Origin of the sequence: Agromyces sp. Root81 (assembly GCF_001429165.1) — a bacterium.
Lineage (GTDB): Bacteria > Actinomycetota > Actinomycetes > Actinomycetales > Microbacteriaceae > Agromyces.
Genome location: NZ_LMIR01000004.1, coordinates 426,776 through 442,916, shown reverse-complemented (window position 1 = coordinate 442,916; position 16,141 = coordinate 426,776). Strand labels below are relative to the sequence as shown.

General features: G+C 68.7%; 18 protein-coding genes and 1 pseudogene. 11 read left to right on the top strand and 8 right to left on the bottom strand.

Translation table 11 applies throughout. The features are described 5' to 3' along the window. The 6 genes from ASE14_RS18885 to ASE14_RS18860 all read right to left on the bottom strand — a co-directional run. Nucleotides 1-928: DUF222 domain-containing protein (locus tag ASE14_RS18885; protein WP_235511486.1), on the bottom strand; the 928-nt coding region annotated here is incomplete at its 3' end. A gap of 168 nt (nt 929-1,096) precedes the next feature. Beyond that, the gene (locus ASE14_RS18880; RefSeq protein ID WP_056658724.1) at nt 1,097-1,384 is read right to left on the bottom strand and encodes a hypothetical protein; all 288 of its coding nucleotides are present in this window, start codon (nt 1,382-1,384) and stop codon (nt 1,097-1,099) included. Nucleotides 1,385-1,486: 102 nt separating this feature from the next. Then, a complete protein-coding gene (locus tag ASE14_RS18875) occupies nt 1,487-2,392 on the bottom strand; it encodes a hypothetical protein (RefSeq protein WP_056658718.1) in 906 nt (301 codons plus the stop codon). A 4-nt stretch (nt 2,393-2,396) separates the two neighbouring features. Further along, nucleotides 2,397-3,575 (bottom strand): Mrp/NBP35 family ATP-binding protein, encoded by a 1,179-nt coding sequence (locus ASE14_RS18870; RefSeq protein WP_056658713.1) that lies wholly within the window; start codon nt 3,573-3,575, stop codon nt 2,397-2,399. Next, on the bottom strand, nt 3,562-4,083 hold the full coding sequence (locus tag ASE14_RS18865; protein WP_056658711.1) for a DUF1003 domain-containing protein: 522 nt from the start codon (nt 4,081-4,083) through the stop codon (nt 3,562-3,564). Before ASE14_RS18865 ends, ASE14_RS18870 begins: the two co-directional genes overlap by 14 nt. Further along, nucleotides 4,070-5,398 (bottom strand): magnesium transporter MgtE N-terminal domain-containing protein, encoded by a 1,329-nt coding sequence (locus ASE14_RS18860; RefSeq protein WP_056658708.1) that lies wholly within the window; start codon nt 5,396-5,398, stop codon nt 4,070-4,072. Before ASE14_RS18860 ends, ASE14_RS18865 begins: the two co-directional genes overlap by 14 nt. A gap of 78 nt (nt 5,399-5,476) precedes the next feature. Between ASE14_RS18860 and ASE14_RS21040 the strand changes: the two genes are divergently transcribed. Both ASE14_RS21040 and ASE14_RS18850 read left to right on the top strand, forming a co-directional pair. Beyond that, on the top strand, nt 5,477-6,220 hold the full coding sequence (locus tag ASE14_RS21040; RefSeq protein ID WP_200953390.1) for a general stress protein: 744 nt from the start codon (nt 5,477-5,479) through the stop codon (nt 6,218-6,220). 64 nt (nt 6,221-6,284) lie between these two features. Next, nucleotides 6,285-6,626: a TIGR02611 family protein gene (locus tag ASE14_RS18850; protein WP_082601066.1), complete on the top strand. Its 342-nt coding sequence runs from the start codon at nt 6,285-6,287 to the stop codon at nt 6,624-6,626. 15 nt (nt 6,627-6,641) lie between these two features. Here ASE14_RS18850 and ASE14_RS18845 read toward each other — a convergent pair whose 3' ends face one another. Further along, nucleotides 6,642-8,213 carry an aminopeptidase P family protein gene (locus ASE14_RS18845; RefSeq protein ID WP_200953389.1) on the bottom strand — a complete coding sequence of 524 codons (1,572 nt, stop codon included), beginning with the start codon at nt 8,211-8,213 and terminating at the stop codon, nt 6,642-6,644. 26 nt (nt 8,214-8,239) lie between these two features. Next, a complete protein-coding gene (locus ASE14_RS18840) occupies nt 8,240-9,259 on the bottom strand; it encodes an endonuclease/exonuclease/phosphatase family protein (RefSeq protein ID WP_056658704.1) in 1,020 nt (339 codons plus the stop codon). A 58-nt stretch (nt 9,260-9,317) separates the two neighbouring features. Here ASE14_RS18840 and ASE14_RS18835 point away from each other — a divergent pair, with 58 nt between their 5' ends. From ASE14_RS18835 to ASE14_RS21305, 9 genes and pseudogenes are all read left to right on the top strand, one after another. Continuing rightward, nucleotides 9,318-10,187: a PHP domain-containing protein gene (locus ASE14_RS18835; RefSeq protein WP_056658701.1), complete on the top strand. Its 870-nt coding sequence runs from the start codon at nt 9,318-9,320 to the stop codon at nt 10,185-10,187. A gap of 30 nt (nt 10,188-10,217) precedes the next feature. Next, nucleotides 10,218-10,823 (top strand): hypothetical protein, encoded by a 606-nt coding sequence (locus ASE14_RS18830; protein ID WP_056658698.1) that lies wholly within the window; start codon nt 10,218-10,220, stop codon nt 10,821-10,823. A 75-nt stretch (nt 10,824-10,898) separates the two neighbouring features. Beyond that, nucleotides 10,899-11,168 (top strand): hypothetical protein, encoded by a 270-nt coding sequence (locus ASE14_RS18825; RefSeq protein WP_157373092.1) that lies wholly within the window; start codon nt 10,899-10,901, stop codon nt 11,166-11,168. A 131-nt stretch (nt 11,169-11,299) separates the two neighbouring features. After that, a complete protein-coding gene (locus ASE14_RS18820; protein ID WP_157373091.1) occupies nt 11,300-11,893 on the top strand; it encodes a hypothetical protein in 594 nt (197 codons plus the stop codon). A 705-nt stretch (nt 11,894-12,598) separates the two neighbouring features. Then, nucleotides 12,599-13,213, top strand: coding sequence for a hypothetical protein (locus ASE14_RS18815; RefSeq protein WP_157373090.1), 615 nt, complete (start codon nt 12,599-12,601; stop codon nt 13,211-13,213). A gap of 597 nt (nt 13,214-13,810) precedes the next feature. After that, entirely contained in the window at nt 13,811-14,389 is a 579-nt protein-coding gene (locus ASE14_RS18810) for an RHS repeat-associated core domain-containing protein (protein ID WP_056658686.1), read from the top strand. Between the two features lie 37 nt (nt 14,390-14,426). Then, the gene (locus ASE14_RS20730) at nt 14,427-14,810 is read left to right on the top strand and encodes a hypothetical protein (protein WP_157373089.1); all 384 of its coding nucleotides are present in this window, start codon (nt 14,427-14,429) and stop codon (nt 14,808-14,810) included. 288 nt (nt 14,811-15,098) lie between these two features. Beyond that, a pseudogene (locus ASE14_RS21310) lies at nt 15,099-15,374 on the top strand (leucine zipper domain-containing protein); the annotation flags it as partial. A gap of 10 nt (nt 15,375-15,384) precedes the next feature. Next, on the top strand, nt 15,385-15,867 hold the full coding sequence (locus ASE14_RS21305) for a hypothetical protein (protein ID WP_056658683.1): 483 nt from the start codon (nt 15,385-15,387) through the stop codon (nt 15,865-15,867). The last annotated feature ends 274 nt before the right edge of the window (nt 15,868-16,141 follow it).

The following is a 16,141-nucleotide window of genomic DNA, read 5'->3' as shown; positions in this document are numbered from 1 at the left end:
CGAGGTCGGCGGCCCGGACGCTGACGAGGACCGTGGGTGACGCGCCGCCGATGCTGGGGTGTTCGCCGGAGCGTGCGGCGGTGTCGATGATCGCGGCGAGCACGTCGTGTCGTTGCTGGTCGTTCGTGCGGGTCTCGGCTTGCACGGCGAGGTCGGCGCGCTCTGATTCGGTGAGGAACCCGCCGCCGCTGCGAGGTGAGAGGTGGGCGTCGAGGAGGCGGGTCAGTTTCGCGGCGACCTCGGGCAACAGTTCGCCCGACACGGCGATGAGTCCATCTCGTGCCCGCCCGACACGGAAGCCCCGCCGGCGCATCGCCCGCTCGTCGTCGGGTTCGGGGCCGTCTTGATCGAGGAAGGCCGCCCAGGCGCGCGCTTGCACCGCCAGCTCATCGGCCGTGCACCTGACCGGTGCAGCGTCACCGGTACCGGTGGCCTGATCGACGAGTTCGCGCTCGGCGACGTCGAGCCGTGCCACGTCCGCGACCGTGCGGGTGCGGCCGAGCTCGCGCACGATCGTGGCCGCCGCGTCGAGACCGAGCTCGCCCGCGCCCAGCGCGGCTGCGAGGTGCGGATACTGCGCCTCGAGCGCTTCGCCCGTCAACCCGGTACGCCACCGGGACGCGCTGCCGACCGTCACCCGTCGACGTGCTTCGGCTCCGGAGACTTGTGTGACCCGTTCGAGCAGTTCGACCGGGGAGCGGCACCCCTTTCGGGCCGACAACCGTGCAGCGCCGAGCTCGACGCGGCTGCGCTCCGCGACCTCACCGGCGAAGGCCGCACGGTGCGCGTCGAGCAGTCGCCCGACGCTCTCGAGCGCACCTACCGCGAGAAGCAGTTCGTCATCGCCAAGGCCACGCGGTGAGTCGATGTCGAGCGCGGCATCGAGCACCGAGCGAACCTGCTCGAGCGCTTCAGGGATGCCTGCCATGTCGACAACACTGCCACCACCCACCGACATTCGAGTGGCCGCAAAAGAGGTGATCAAGCGCTATTTCTGGCCGACTCGTCCTCCACAGGAGCGCTCCCGGGGAGGTTGTCCACATCGAAGCCGAACGCCTGCCAGCCGAGCCGCGCCGGGCGCTGCGATCGAACCAGCTCAGCTCGTGCTGATCCGCCCCGAGGCGTCGACCGTGATGACGACGGTCTGCACCTTGCGGTTGAGCGCACGGTAGACGACGTAGATCAGCCACAGGCCGCCGGTCAGCAGTACGAGGATCAGGTTCCAGAACCAGCCGATGCGCTTGTTCTTCGAGAGCACGGCCTGGCCTGCGGCGACGGACTGCACGGTCCAGCCGCGCTGCGCGTACCGCGCGACCTCGGCGTTGAGCAGTTGGGCACGCGATTCGTGTGACAGCGGCGCGGGGGCCGGGTTCGGATTGCTCATGCCCGGATTCTACCGAGCGCTCGATCCGAGCCCGCCCTACTGCTGGGCTGCAGCAGGGCTGCAGCAGGGCTACTGCAGGGCTGCAGCGGGGCTACTGCAGGGCTACTGCAGGGCGCACCGCTCGCCGTAGTAGGCGTAGAGCTCGGCCTTCAGGGTGTCGCCCGACGAGCGGTCGAGCCGGCCCTCGCGCCCGTCGCCCGTGCGGATCTCGAACGGCAGGATCGTGCCCCGCTTGTCGTCGGCGATCGCGTGCGCATCGCAGCGGGCCGGCCGCACCGGCAGGGTGATCGTGATGGGCTCCCCGCCGACCGTCACCTCGGTGCCGAGCGGCCAGTCGACGCCGCCCTCCGCATTCAGCAGGGTCGTGCCGTACACGCGGTCGATCACGAACGAGCCGTCGCCGGATGACGCGGGCACGACCTGGACATCGATGAACGCGCGCCGTTCGGTGCCGCTGCCGGTCGAACGCAGGTGCTCGGGCATCTCGATGGCGGCGACCTGCTCGACCGACTCCGCGAGGCATTCCGAGTTCGCGACGCGGGCGATCGTGCCGTGCGGGTCGTCGGCTGTGAGCTCGCCGGAGGACGCCCCGGCTGCGGTCTCGACGTCGAGCAGGATCGTCGCCTCTGGCGTCGGAGGCTCGGAGCCGGGGCCATCCTCGGTGCCGCATTCGCTCGCCGACAGCGGCAGGCGGATCTGCAGGGCGTCGCCGGCCCCGACCTCGAACGGCTCGCCCCGCACCATGCCGGGCGCGAGCGTCGGAGAGACGACTTCGAGCCGTTCGACGGTGACAGGTGCGTCTCCGTCGTTCTCGATGCGCACCACGAGTCGGTGCGCCTCGATGTCGAGGCGGCCCTGCTGCACGCGGGCGGAGAGGCCCTCGGGCAGCTCGGCGGCGGAAATCCGGGCCAGCGGAGCGCACGCGGCGAGCCCGAGCGCGGTCGCGGCGACCGCGAAGACGGCGGCGGGGGGCATCGCGAGCCGGCGGGTCAGGCGGGCGCGCGACATCCGATCACCGGACCGTGACGTCGAGTCGTCGGCCGCCGAGCGAGCGGGGGAGCGCGGCGAGCTGCGCGGCGACCTGCTCGATCGCGCGGGCGGCGGGGTCGTCGGGCTCGGCGAGCACGACCGGCATGCCTTCGTCGCCGCCGCGGCGCAGGGCGACGCTGAGCGGCACGCTCGCGAGCAGCGGTACGGGTACGGGCTGGCCCGCCGAGAGCCGCTCGGCGACGAGCGCGCCGCCGCCGGCACCGAAGAGGTCGAAGATCTCGCCACCGGGCTGCGCGAAGCCGGCCATGTTCTCGACGACGCCGACGATCTTCTGCCCGGTCTGTCGCGCGACGACGCCGGAGCGCTCGGCGACGTCGGCGGCTGCGGGCTGCGGGGTCGTCACGACGACGACCTCGGCGTTCGGCAGCAGCTGCCCGAGCGAGATCGCGACGTCGCCAGTGCCGGGCGGCAGGTCGACGAGCAGCACGTCGAGGTCGCCGAAGTACACGTCGGTGAGGAACTGCGAGAGCGTGCGGTGCAGCATCGGCCCGCGCCAGGCGACGGCGACGGATGACGCGCGCCCGCCCTCCTCGGACGGCTCGACGAACATGCCGATCGAGATGACCTTCACGCCGTGCGCGACGGGCGGCAGGATCATCTCGTCGACCCGCGTCGGCCGGGCGGCGAGCCCCGACTCGTCGACGAGGCCGAGCAGGCCGGGGATCGAGAAACCGTGCACGTCGGCGTCGACGAGTCCGACCGAGAGGCCGCGGGCCGCGAGCGCGACGGCGAGATTCGCGGTGATCGTCGACTTGCCGACGCCGCCCTTGCCGCTCGTGACCGCGATCACGCGGGTGAGGCTGCCGGGGCCGAACGGGTTGCCGCGGGCGGCCCGGCCGCCGCGGAGGCGCTCGGTGAGGGCGGCGCGCTGCTCGGGCGTCATGACCGAGAGCTCGACATCGGCATTGCCGTCGCCGACGACTGATTCCGCCGCCTGCCGCACGTCGCGTTCGATGCGGTCGGAGGCGGGGCATCCGACGATCGTGAGGCGGATGCCGACCTCGACGCGGCCGTCGTCGAGGGCGACGACGCGGTCGACCATGTCGAGCTCGGTGATCGGCTTCCGGATCTCGGGGTCGATGACGCCGGTGAGCGCCGCACGCACGGCGGTCTCGAGTGTTGCTGGGTCAGCGGCCGGCATGCTCCGCGTCCTCCTCGTCGCGTCGGTCGAGCTCTTCGATGATCGCCCGGAGCTCGGAGCGGATGAACTCGCGCGATGCGAGGTCCTTCATGGCCAGGCGCAGCGCAACGACCTCGCGGGCGAGGTACTCGGTGTCGGCGAGGTTGCGCTCGGCGCGCTGGCGGTCCTGCTCGATCTGCACGCGGTCGCGGTCGTCCTGACGGTTCTGCGCGAGCAGGATGAGCGGTGCCGCGTACGAGGCCTGCAGGGAGAGCACGAGGGTGAGCGCGGTGAACCCGATCGCGATCGAGTCGAACCGCAGCTCCTCGGGTGCGAAGGTGTTCCACAGCATCCAGCCGATCGCGAACACCGAGAGGGCGAGCAGGAACCCCGGCGTGCCCATGCCCCGGGCGACCCACTCGGTGAAGCGGCCGAAGCGGTCGTTGTCACCCGAACCGCGGAAGGACGGGGCGCGGCGGGTGCCCTTCGGGGTGTCGAACCGTCGGTCGTCGGCGTCAGCGCGTGCCATCTCCTGCCCTCCTTCCGTTCGGGATGGGGATACTCCCCGTCGTCAGCTGGGCTCGCGCGGCTGCGCGGCGCCCCACCTCGGTATCCTCGGGATGACTTCGCCAGTCATCGGGCAGGAGGTAGTCGAGCACGTCGTCAATCGTCACCACCCCGACGAGTCGATGCTTCTCATCGACGACCGGCACCGAGACGAGGTCGTAGCTCGCGAGAATGCGGCTGACCTCGGCGGCCGAGGTGTCGGCGCGCACGGGCTCGAGTCCCTGGTCGATGAGCGTTCCGAGACGCTCGTGCGGGGGATAGCGGAGCATCCGCTGGAAGTGCACGATGCCGAGGAACCGACCGGTGGGCGGCTCGTAGGGCGGCAAGGTCACGAAGACCGCGGCGCCGAGGGCGGGCGGCAGGTCGTGACGGCGGATGAGCGCGAGGCCCTCGGCGACGGTCGCGTCGGCCGAGACGATGATCGGCTCGGGCGTCATGAGTCCGCCCGCGGTGTCGGGCCCGTACGAGAGCAGGAAGCGCACGTCGTCGGCCTCTTCGGGCTCCATGAGCTCGAGCAGGTGCTCGCCGCGCTCCTCGGGGAGCTGCGCGATGAGGTCGGCCGCGTCGTCGGGCTGCATGTGGTCGAGCACGTCGGCGGCGCGGTCGTCGCCGAGGCCGGCGAGGATCACCACCTGGTCGGACTCGGGCATCTCTTCGAGCACGTCGGCGAGGCGGTCGTCGGAGAGCTCTTCGGCGACCTCCTGGCGGCGCTGCGCCGGCAGGTCGAGGAGGGTGTTCGCGAGGTCGGCCGGCTTCAGCTCGGAGTACGACGCGATGAGGTGCTCGGCGGACTGCGCCTCACCCGGCGGGTTCACCTCGCGCACCTCGCGCCACGTGACGTACGCCGACTGTCCCTTCGAGAACGGCGACGCGCCCTTGGGGCGGCGCACGAAGAGCTGATCGACCTGCCATTCGCCGGGCTCGAGCTCTTCGATCGCGACGTCTTCGATCGCGGCATCGCCCGATCCGTCGTTGAAGGCGACCTTGCGACCGAGCATCTCGGCGATGACGCGCACCTCGCCGCCGCGCTGCTCGAAGCGGCGCAGGTTGATGAGCCCGGTGGTGATGATCTGGCCGCCGCCGATCGAGGTCACCCGGCCGATCGAGAGGAACACGCGGCGCTTACCCGGAATCTCGACGATGAGGCCGATCACGCGCGGAGGGTCGTTCTTGCGGTACACGACGAGGACGTCGCGCACCTTGCCGACCCGATCACCGGCGGGGTCGAAGACGGCGCACCCGGCCAGTCGGGCGACGAAGACTCTCGTGGCGCTCACGGTTCCAACTTAGTCCCGGATGCCTCGTGCGCGGCCCGTTCCCGGCTCACGGCGGGCGCGTCGTGGGAGAATGGCCGGGTGAGCACTCAATCGCCGTTCGGCGGCCGCGTGGGCCGAGCATTCCCGACCCTGCCCAAGGGGGAGACGGTGGCGAGCTTCGAGACCTACGCCGAGGCGCAGGCCGCCGTCGACGCATTGGCCAAGGCCGAGTTCCCCGTGAAGGAGCTCACGATCGTCGGCACCGACCTGACGAGCGTCGAGCGCATCACGGGCAAGCTCACCTGGAGCCGCGCCGCGGGCGCCGGCGCGCTGTCGGGCGCGTGGTTCGGCACCTTCCTCGGCCTGCTGTTCTTCATCTTCGCGCCGACCGGCGCATCGGTCGGCATCCTCATCTCGGCCGTGCTCATCGGCGCCGGGTTCGGCATGATCTTCAGCGTCGTCTCGTATTCGCTGAACCGGCGCCGTCGCGACTTCACCTCCGTCATGCAGGTGCTCGCCGCCCGGTACGCGATCATCACCGAGAGCGCGCACGCCGACCGCGCACGCAGTGTGCTCGGCGTCGACGCGCCGGCACCCGAGCGTCCGGCGGCGACACTGCCGGCCGAGAACGGCGGGCGTCCGCTGAGCTACGGCGAGGCGACGGATGCCGCGAAGCGCGCCGCCGCCGAGGCGGCTCGGGCTCAGCAGCCCCCCGCTCGCCCGCGGTACGGGGAACTCGCACCGACGGCCGGCGCCGGCGATGCGGCATCCGCTGCGCCGCAGGCTGACGGCGATGGCGCCGAGGCGTCGACGACGCCCGAGTCTCCCACTTCGGAGCGCTGAGCGCCTCACGCCTGGCGTTCGCCTTCGGGGCAGAGTCCCAGACTCGCGATATATCGTGACGCGCATGGTGACGCAGGACGAGCTCGCGCGAGAGATCGCCGAAGGTGAACGACCCGATCGGCCGATCATGCGCCTGCTCCGCGCCATCCGTCGACGCATCGAGCGCCGCCCCGGTCTGCGCCGCGCCTATCGCGTGGCGGTCGCCGTGCTCGGCGGCCTGATCGCGACCGCTGGGCTGCTGCTCGTGCCGCTGCCGGGGCCCGGGTGGCTCATCGTCTTCCTCGGCCTCGCGATCCTCGGCACCGAGTTCGCCTGGGCGAAGCGGGTCGCCGCGTTCGTCAAGCGTCAGCTCGCCCGCTTCTGGGCATGGTGGCAGGCGCGCCGGGCCGCTCGCCCGGCGGCCTGACCGCCGCGTCGCGAACTACCGGGCGCCGCCGCGCACCCACGCCTCGACCTCATCGGCCGTGCGGGGGATACCGGCCGAGAGGTTCTCGGCGCCGTCTGCGGTGACGAGGATGTCGTCTTCGATGCGCACGCCGATGCCGCGGAACTCCGCGGGCACCGTGAGGTCGTCGGGCTGGAAGTAGAGGCCCGGCTCGATCGTGAAGATCATGCCGGCCTCGACGACGCCGTCCATGTACATCTCGCGTCGCGCCTGCGCGCAGTCGTGCACGTCGAGGCCGAGGTGGTGGCTCGTGCCGTGCACCATGTAGCGGCGGTGGAACTGGTTGTCGGGCTCGAGCGATTCCTCGGCCGAGACCGGCAGGAAGCCCCACTCGGCCGTCTTGCGGGCGATGACCTGCATCGCGGCGGCGTGCACCTCGCGGAAGACGATGCCGGGCTTGACGATCGCGAACGCCGCGTCGGCGGCCTCGCGCACGGCCTCGTAGATCTTGCGCTGCACCTCGGAGAACGTGCCGTTCACCGGGAAGGTGCGAGTGATGTCGGCGGTGTAGTAGCTGTCCATCTCGACGCCGGCGTCGAGCAGCACGAGGTCGCCGGGCACGACGGGGCCGTCGTTGCGGGTCCAGTGCAGGATCGTGGCGTGCGGGCCGGCGGCGGCGATCGAGTCGTAGCCGACGTCGTTGCCGTCGAGGCGGGCCCGGGTCGCGAAGACACCTTCGATGACGCGTTCGCCGCGCACCTCCGCGGTGATGCGGGGCAGCTCGCCGATGACCTCGGTGAAGCCGCGCTGCGTCGCGTCGATCGCAGCGCGCATCTCGGCGACCTCGAACGAGTCCTTCACGAGACGCAGTTCGGAGAGCACGCGGGCGAGTTCGGCGTCGGGCTCGTGCGAGCCGCCGACCTCGAGCGAGAACGGGGCATCGGAGGCGTTCGTCGACAGCGCCTGCTCGGCGGCGAAGCGGATGCGGGCGTGGTCGACGCGCTCGGTGACGGATGCGTCGGCCTCGCGCAGCACGAGGGTCGCCGTGTCGACGGCGTCGATGACCCGGTCGAACTCTTCGAGGCCGCGGGTCGCGACGTCGAGGTCGGCGGCGACGTGCGCGAGCGACGGGCGTGCGCCGATCCAGAACTCGCCGATCGCCGGGTTCGCGTAGAACTCCTCGGAGTCGCGGCCCGCGCGCTCACGGAAGTACACGGTGGCCTCGTGGCCGTCGGTCGTCGGCTCGAAGACGAGCACCGCGCCGGGCTCGGAGTCGGAGCCCCAGCCGGTCAGGTGCGCGAACGCCGAGTGCGCGCGGAACGGGTAGTCGGTGTCGTTGGCGCGCTGCTTCATGTCGCCCGCGGGCACGATGAGGCGCTGGCCGGTGAAGGCCGACGAGACCTTCGCGCGACGCGCGGCGGCGAAGGAGGCCTGCTCGCGTGCCTGCGGCAGCGTCTCGTCGCGCTCGGCCCAGCCGCTGCCGATGAAGTCCTTGAAGCCCTCCGAGCCGGGCGTGGTCGAGCGGTTCGCATCGCGCACCGCCTCCTCGCTCGCGGTCGTGGCCGGAGCCGCCGTCTCGGTCGTGGAGGTGTCGCTGGTGTTCGCCATACCGACCATTCTCGCACCGTCTCCTGTCAGTCCGCGGCGACGAGCGTCGACACGATCGGCCGATGATCGCTGCCTGCGTCGTCGTAGCCCACGAGCACCTCGAACGCCTCGACGCTCCAGTTCGGAGTCGCCATCACGTGGTCGATCGGGCTGCCGAAGAACGGCGCCACGTCGGTCGGCCACGTGCCGAGGCCTGCGGCACCGGCCTGCGCCGCGGCATCCGTGCACCGGCCCATGTCGCCGCCGTCGATGCCGTGACCGGCGAAATGATCGACCGTGGCGTTGAAGTCGCCGGCCATGATGACGTCGTCGCCGGCGCACTGCTCGGCCAGCCAGTCGAGGTCGCTGCGCCAATTGCGCAGCTCCCAGCGGATGGGCGCGACCGCGTGCACGGCGATGATGCGGGGGCCGGTGCCGTCGGACGGCTCGGCGACGACGCTCGGCAGGGTGTTCGTGTTGCCGGGCGGGCCGGGCACCTCGGGGGAGATGACGTCGTAGTCGCCGAGGCCGGGACTGATCAGGATCGTCGTCGACCGGGCCTTCGCGATGTCGTCGTACGCGGCGGTGTGCACCCACATCGGGCTGCCGCCCTCGCGCATCGCGATCGCGACCTCCTCGCCGAGTGGCTCGGTCGTCTCGGGCAGCACCACGACATCGGCACCGCGCTCGATCGCGAGATCGGCGATCGTCGACGCCTCGGGCACCTCGCCGAGCGTGTTCCAGGAGAGCACCGTCACGGAGTCGGGGCCGGTCTCGGCTGCCGACCCGCCGAAGCCGCGAGCGGTCAGCACCGCGACGTTGCCGACGGCGAAGAGCGCGAACACCGCGGCCATCGCGAACGCGAAGACGCGCAGCGGCCGGGCGAGGGCGAGCAGGAGGAAGACGATCAGTGCGAGGATGCCGCCGGCCGCCGCCGTGCCGCGCAGGGCGACGACGTGCGCGGCCACCCACTGGTTCTGCAGGCCGAACGCCTGGGGCCACACGAGCACGAGCGCGATGGCGGCGGTGCCGAGCACGAGGACCCAGCCGATGATGCGGGGGAGCATTCAACCCACCCTAGGCGAGTGCGCCGACCCCTGGAGCGGCCCCGGCTAGCATTGCAGGATGCCACCAGCCACCGTCGTCGCGGGCGAAGCCGACCTGCATACGCACTCGACGGTCTCCGACGGCACCGAGGCCCCCGCAGAACTCATGCGGCAGGCCGCACGCGCCGGCCTCTGGGGCGTCGCGCTCACCGACCACGACACGACGAGCGGATGGGCCGAGGCCGCCGCCGCCGTGCCCGAGACAGGTGTCGCGCTCATCCCCGGCATGGAGCTCTCGACTCGCGAGGGCTACACGAGCGTGCACATGCTCGCCTACCTCATCGACCCGCTCGACGAGGCGCTCATCGCCGAGACCGCGCACATCCGCGAGTCGCGGCTCACCCGCGCCGAGGCGATCGTGCGCCGCATCGGCCGCGACTACGCCCTCACCTGGGACGACGTGCTCGCCCAGACCGTCGAGGGCACGACCATCGGCCGGCCGCACATCGCCGACGCGCTCGTCGCCCGTGGCCACGTCGCCACCCGCTCGGCGGCGTTCGACGGCATCCTGCACCCGCGCGCGGGCTACGCGCAGCCGCACTACGCACCCGATCCGCTCACGGGAGTGCGACTCATCCGTGCCGCCGGCGGCGTGCCCGTGCTCGCGCACCCCGGCACCCGCGGCGCCGAACGGGTCATCCCGCCCGAGCGCCTCGAGCAGCTCGTCGAGGCCGGCCTCTTCGGGCTGGAGATCGACCACCCCGAGAACCGCGACGACGCGAAGCCCCGGCTGCGCGCGCTCGCCTCGCGCTTCGGCCTGCACATCACCGGCTCGAGCGACTATCACGGCACCGGCAAGCCGAACCGGCTCGGCGAGTGCCGCACCGCGCCCGACGTCGTCGAGGCGATCATCGCCGAGGGGCGTGGTTCGGCGCCGGTGCTGCCGTAGCTGGCCGATGAAGCGAGCGGATGAGTCGTTGTGAAGCCCGAGAAGCGACCCCGCAGGTGGCTGTTGTGGATCACAGTCTGCGCTTTCATCGCGCAGGGAGTGGCGACAGGAGCGCGGCTCGCTGAGCTGAGCGATCCCGTCTCCGCTCTTGCACAGGGTGCGGCTGTGGTCCTGGTGCTCGTCGCCATTGGTCTTGCGGCGCTCATGCTCACGAATAGCAAGTACCTTCGGAAGTACTCTGCGCTCGTCGCAGAGTCGACGCGTCCGGTGTGGCTTGCATCTCGCGTTCCGGCGACGGTGAAGTCACTCGCCGAGGTGACTGCGGATTTCGGTGGCGACGTTTCGCGGCTGTTCGCCGTCTCGTTCGAATCGGAGAGTCTGCAGATCGTCGATCTCCCGAGCGGTGAGCGACGAGTCGAGTTCGAGTTCACGTCGATCGTTGACGTTCAGGTTGCGCGGACCCTCTACTTCGGCGGTGGGAGCGACTGCCTCGTGATCTCAGTGGAAGGGGCTGCTGAAGCGGTGGAGATTCCCATCGTCCTGTTCCGCGACACCGCACCCGGCTATCTCGTCCAAGACGCCGACCAACTCCGTGAGGCGGCGCGCGACTTGGTCGGATGCATGTCGAGGGGCTGATACTCTCGCCGCCAAGCAGCATTCGCTGGCTAGCTCCGGAAGGTGACCTTGGACAGACTCGGCCGGCGGACCGCGATGAACGACATCGGACAATTTCTGATGCTCGTCCTGAGGGGTCTGCTGCTCTGGGCCGTGATTCCGCTCGCAGCCCTTTCATGGATCGTGCTCGGCCCTCTCACCGCAGCCTCGCTTGGGGCCTGCGTGGGCTGGTTCGATCTCAACCTCATCGTGCTTCTCCAGCGATTCGTTCTCCGACCCTTCGTTCGCGACTTGGAACTGTCCTGGGTTCCGCTCTCCAAGATGAAGACCACGGAACACCGAGTCACTCTCCTCGGCTTGGCGTAGTTCGCAGTGAATTCGACAGACGGGGTCCGTGGCCGGTGCGCTCGCCGCGGCAGGCAGTTCAATGACGCTGGTGGCGTGGTCTTCGCAATCAGGAGCATCGTCTCAAAAAGTGAGGAGGAGGAGTGCTCGGTGTGAATCGATGGCTGAGTACGTTCGGCGCGTTGCTTCTGTCGACCGGCATGGTCGGCATGGGGGTTCTCGCCCTCGTGGGCGAGACGCTCCCGATCTGGGCGTTCGCCCTCTGGCTCGCGGGTTGCGCCAGCGTCGCCATCCCGGCCAGCGCCGCCATTACGCGGCGGAAAACGCGCGCGCTGATCTCCGTGTTGGAGTCGCAATACCCTGGTGCGGTCGCGTCCGCGGTTTCGCTGACCATGGCCGAGTGGGGTCGGCTCCTCGAGCCGGCCATGCGTCTCGGAGACAAGGCTCCCATCGACCGGGTGCTCGTCTCGAACAGCTACGGGAAATCATTGGACAACTCAGCCCTGCTCATGGCGGACGAGGCGCTGCAAGTGTGGGCAGGCCCGCCGCGCCTGCCGCAGCGACTGATCGAAATTCCGTGGTCCGACGTTCGATTGGACTCCTCGCGCGGCGGTCTCACCATCGTTCGACCCGGCAGCGAACCCGTCACTGTCGCATTCGCCGGAGATTCGCCACGGTCTTCGCTGACCAAGGCGCAGCTGGATCGACGGTTGAGCGCTGTAGCTGGTCGCCTCACGGCCGAGTAGGTTCCTTGTCGGCGAGAACGCCCACGATAAGTGGTCGGGGTTGGGAACGATTGCGGTGTGGCAAGAGTGGGCAAGCTCGTCGGGTGTCTGGCCCCTTGATGGAGGTGCGCGAAGTGAACATCTGGTTGTTGCCCGACTGATCCTTCGCGCCCAACGCCGTCGCGATCCGAACGCACTTGCTGCTGTCGCGATGGTTTGGGATGCCACCGGGCCGCGAGAAGTCACGGTCGTGGTCGTTGATGAGAATGGAATCACGTTCATCGGAAAGACGAGAGTGTTGCGGGAGCTCGGCTGGCCACAGGTGGGGTCGGTGACTTCAGCGATCCGCCGTCAATATGGAAGGTCGACGAGCTCAGCCGGGAGATCAACCGTGCGCGAGCACGGGTCGGGAAGGTTCGATGATCGATGAGTTGGTCTGCTGATCAGTTGATAGGCACTGTGTCGGAACCGTTGGACCCGTGGGACGACTACGGCCCGGAGATGAGGCGTCTGGAACGTGAGTTGTTCATCGCTCGCGGGATTCCGGATGACTGGATGCCGTGGGCCAGTGCACTCCGCTGGGACTTCCCTCCGAGTCGCCCGCTTCCGGACTCGCCAGTTGATCTCCGAGTGGGCGGTGACGCGCCACCGCGAACCCTGGCCGAGCTGGTCGAGGCCACCTCTCGCGGGGTGGGGCTCGGCCTGAACCTCCCAGACGGATTCGACTTGACGCAGCTCGCACCCGCGCTCCAGAACGTCGAATACCTGTCGATCGGCTCGCTCGGGTCACTGACCGGTTGGGATGTGCTCAACGACGCCCGAGCACTCGTGCAGCTCATCGTCGGCCCGGATGTTCGTGGAGCCGCGCCCACGGCGGCGTTGCCTGAGCTCCAGCGGGTGATCGGGCCACGGGGACTCCTCGAAATGGCGTGCGCTGCCCCCAAGCTCACAGAGCTCCAGGTGGATCTGGCGTCTGAGTCATGGCCGGAGGATCTGGGTTTCGATGGGCCGATCGAGTACCTGGAGATCGCACACGCAGACAAAGTCGCGCAGCCGCCTCAATTTCGGCATCCGGCCGCGCTGAAGACGTTGCGAATCTACAACGCGAGAGAGCTCGATCTCGGGACGCTGCCGCCGGAGGCGGATCTGGAATGGTTGCAGGTCTTTCGCACGAAGGTGCTGCACGGGGCGGCCACCATTGCGCGGATGACACGACTGCGGACGCTCGACCTCGAGAGTGTGGCGAGCATTCCTGGTGCTGAGGCGCTCAGTGCCGTCACCGCCCGCGTGGTGAACGTGCGGCATTCCGATCCGGCTGCCGCAATCGCGATGAAGCGCTGAGACCGAAGCATCACCACGGATCCGGTCTGCGGACTGCCTGCGTCGACTCCGCAGTATGGTCTCCCTTGTATCTTGGAAGGAGTCTTCGTGGCGGCCGGATCTGACAGAATCGCCGTGATCGACGCGGTTCTGGAAGCCGAGTTTCAGGGTCGATACATCCGAGAACCGATACCGGCACGTCGCGATTCGGACGACATTGTGGTGCGATATCGCCCCAGGCGTAGAGAGGCGGCGCAGCTCATCGTCTCGGACACTCATGTCTCGTGGTACATCGAGATCCCAGGAGCGAGATGGGAGGCCGATTCAAGCGATCGAGCCGGTGACGAGCTAGCCTGGGCGACTAGAGTCGCGCGAAACCTGGCGGCCTTCGGGGCGATACGCGTGCGTCCGAGTTGGCGACCATGGGGACGGGAGACGTTCATACTCGGGTCGGCTGACGGACCGGCAGGGTTAGGAATGGATCACCGGATCAAGATCGTCCGCCGATGGACGCGTTGGTAAACCGCGGATGACTCGGGCCCGAACACGCTGACCGGCGACGCTGACTGGGGCTGGCTCGGCCAGCACCGCAAGCTCACCGAGCGCGCCGGCACGATCATGACGATCGAGATGGGCGCCCGCCAGTACGTGCCCGCCCTGGGCAGGTTCCTCGAAGTCGACCCCGTCGAAGGCGGCGTCACCAACAACTACGACTACCCGAGTGACCCCACCAACAAACTTGATCTCAGCGGGTTGAGCTCGGACCAGCCCTCCTGTTCAGACTTGATCCTCGGCACCTTTGACCCCGTCCAATGCGACCACGACCTCTCGCAGGAAACGATGGCGAGAAAGGCCGTGGAGACTGCCGTCGTACTGATCCCCATCGGCGGCCCAGTTCTAGTGGCCACGGCAAGATTGGCCCCAATGCTGCGCTCTGCGATCGCGCCCATCGTGGAGAGAGTGGCCGCGAAGCTGGCAAAGAACCAGATTGTGAGAATCGGCCCAACGCACGAGGGGAATATGCGTGTGTCACTGGGTGCCCAGCAGAGATACTGGAAGAAACTTCCGTGTGGAGGAAGATTCTTCAGCCGATCCATGTCCATATGGAACGTAAGGTGGGCGGCAGCACTTGGAATCCAAATGGCAGAAGTCGGGGACTATGGGGGCCCTGGGTTAGATGAATGCAGGCGAAGTTGAGTCCCTCTTCCGCTCTTTCCGCGTCGACGGTCGGGATGTGGACACGGAGGTTGAGACAGAGGATGGAACGGCGAGTCTCCGGATGTCAGTTGCGTCAGAACCGGGGCGATGGGCATTGGTTGGGACTCCAGGCGACCGTTGGGTCTTCGTTCAAGTGAATGGTGGCTTCACCCGCCTTCATTTTGAAGAGGGCATTGAGGACGACGATCTCAAGGAACTGCTGTCTCAATTCGTCGAGATAGGTGTTGCATACCTCAAAGGGAGCGCCATTGGCCCGTCTGGAAGGGTGTTTCCCGTGTTGAGCGTGGCAACAGACGACGGGACTTTCAAGCTCCGGCGATCATTGGCTGCTGACTTGCGGGAGATGTTCAGGATCCGTCTTCGCCGATCCGAAGAGAGCGATGCACGAGGCGACCTCTGAGTCCTCTACATCGATGAGCCAAGGGCATGGGCAAACAGCGACGCTGTCAGAACTGCATCCCTTGTTGCATCGCTGGTTTCGCTTGGCGCGGGGTTCGCATCTATGGCCCCACTATCGGGGCCGCCGAAAGCGGTGGCGGCGGTGACATCCTTCGGCGCCGCCGTGCTTGCCACCGGACTAGGTGTTCTGCCCAGGGACGTTGGTTGTTCTGTGACGACTTGCTGTAGTCGTTGAAATGCAGTGAGGACCTCCCGCGGTGGAGTGGATCCGCTTCCTCGGGAGGTCCTCGTGTCCCACGCTAACGCTGCCCTGACCCCGCGTCACCGTCTTCGGATCGCGCGCCTGACCGTTGATGAGGGGTGGCCGGTTGCGCATGCGGCTGCGTTCTTCCACGTCGCTTGGCCTACCGCGAAACGGTGGGCGGATCGGTGCCGGGCCTTCGGTGCCGACGGTATGCAGGACCGGTCTTCACGGCCGCACAACAGCCCGAGCAGAACACCGCCTGAGACGGTCCGCAAGCTCGTGCATCTGCGGTGGAAGAAGCGACTGGGCCCGGTCGCGATCGGTCACGGGCATGTCGTGGTTGTTCCCGAATGGCCAGGCGTCGGTGAAGGATGCGGTGTTCCGATCCCAGTCGGGCCGCGTCGTGGCGAACACTCTCACCGACGGGCAGGCCGATCACAACTCCCGGTACGGCTTCGACGGTGCCGGGCGTCTCGTGTCGGCCGTGATCCCTGGGCACACGCTGTCGTACGGGTTCGCCGGCACCGGCGGCTGCGGCGTCAACGCGGGTGCCGGGTTGAACGGCAACCGCACCTCGTCCACCGACCTGCCCGATGGCGCCAGCCCGGTGACCACGACGTACTGCTACGACCAGACCGACCGCCTCACGTCCACAGCGGTGACCGGTGCCCCGGCCGGTCCTGGCCTGTCACCGGTCGCGGCGGGCATCCCGGCGGCGCAGCTCGCGTATGACGCGCACGGCAACACGACGACGCTTGCGGATCAGACGCTGGGCAGCTACGCGCCCTCGACACGCAGCAGGCCCCCAACATAGGGCAATCCCGTACATGGGCCCGCTCAAGTTCCTTGGTAACTCTGCGCGCTGGTCGAGGAACCAAGTACGATGAGCAACCCACCATTGGAGAGGGCATGAGCGCGGAGCACAGCAGACGAGCCCGGCGGCCTCGGTCGAAGCGTCGATACCTGAGCGATGCTTGGAGAGGGCTCTGGGAATCAGAAATGTGGGCCGGCGTCTTCCTTTTGGTTGCCCTCGTCGGCTGTTACTTCCTCTCGGTCGCTCTTACGGGTTCATTCTCAAATTGGTACCT

Bases quoted from the DNA above. Each gene is read 5' to 3' on its own strand.
- ASE14_RS18880 (WP_056658724.1), bottom strand. From the start codon at position 1,384: ATGAGCAATCCGAACCCGGCCCCCGCGCCGCTGTCACACGAATCGCGT.
- ASE14_RS18875 (WP_056658718.1), bottom strand. From the start codon at position 2,392: ATGTCGCGCGCCCGCCTGACCCGCCGGCTCGCGATGCCCCCCGCCGCC.
- ASE14_RS18870 (WP_056658713.1), bottom strand. From the start codon at position 3,575: ATGCCGGCCGCTGACCCAGCAACACTCGAGACCGCCGTGCGTGCGGCG.
- ASE14_RS18865 (WP_056658711.1), bottom strand. From the start codon at position 4,083: ATGGCACGCGCTGACGCCGACGACCGACGGTTCGACACCCCGAAGGGC.
- ASE14_RS18850 (WP_082601066.1), top strand. From the start codon at position 6,285: ATGGTGACGCAGGACGAGCTCGCGCGAGAGATCGCCGAAGGTGAACGA.
- ASE14_RS18845 (WP_200953389.1), bottom strand. From the start codon at position 8,213: ATGGCGAACACCAGCGACACCTCCACGACCGAGACGGCGGCTCCGGCC.
- ASE14_RS18840 (WP_056658704.1), bottom strand. From the start codon at position 9,259: ATGCTCCCCCGCATCATCGGCTGGGTCCTCGTGCTCGGCACCGCCGCC.
- ASE14_RS18835 (WP_056658701.1), top strand. From the start codon at position 9,318: ATGCCACCAGCCACCGTCGTCGCGGGCGAAGCCGACCTGCATACGCAC.
- ASE14_RS18825 (WP_157373092.1), top strand. From the start codon at position 10,899: ATGAACGACATCGGACAATTTCTGATGCTCGTCCTGAGGGGTCTGCTG.
- ASE14_RS18810 (WP_056658686.1), top strand. From the start codon at position 13,811: ATGACGATCGAGATGGGCGCCCGCCAGTACGTGCCCGCCCTGGGCAGG.
- ASE14_RS21305 (WP_056658683.1), top strand. From the start codon at position 15,385: ATGTCGTGGTTGTTCCCGAATGGCCAGGCGTCGGTGAAGGATGCGGTG.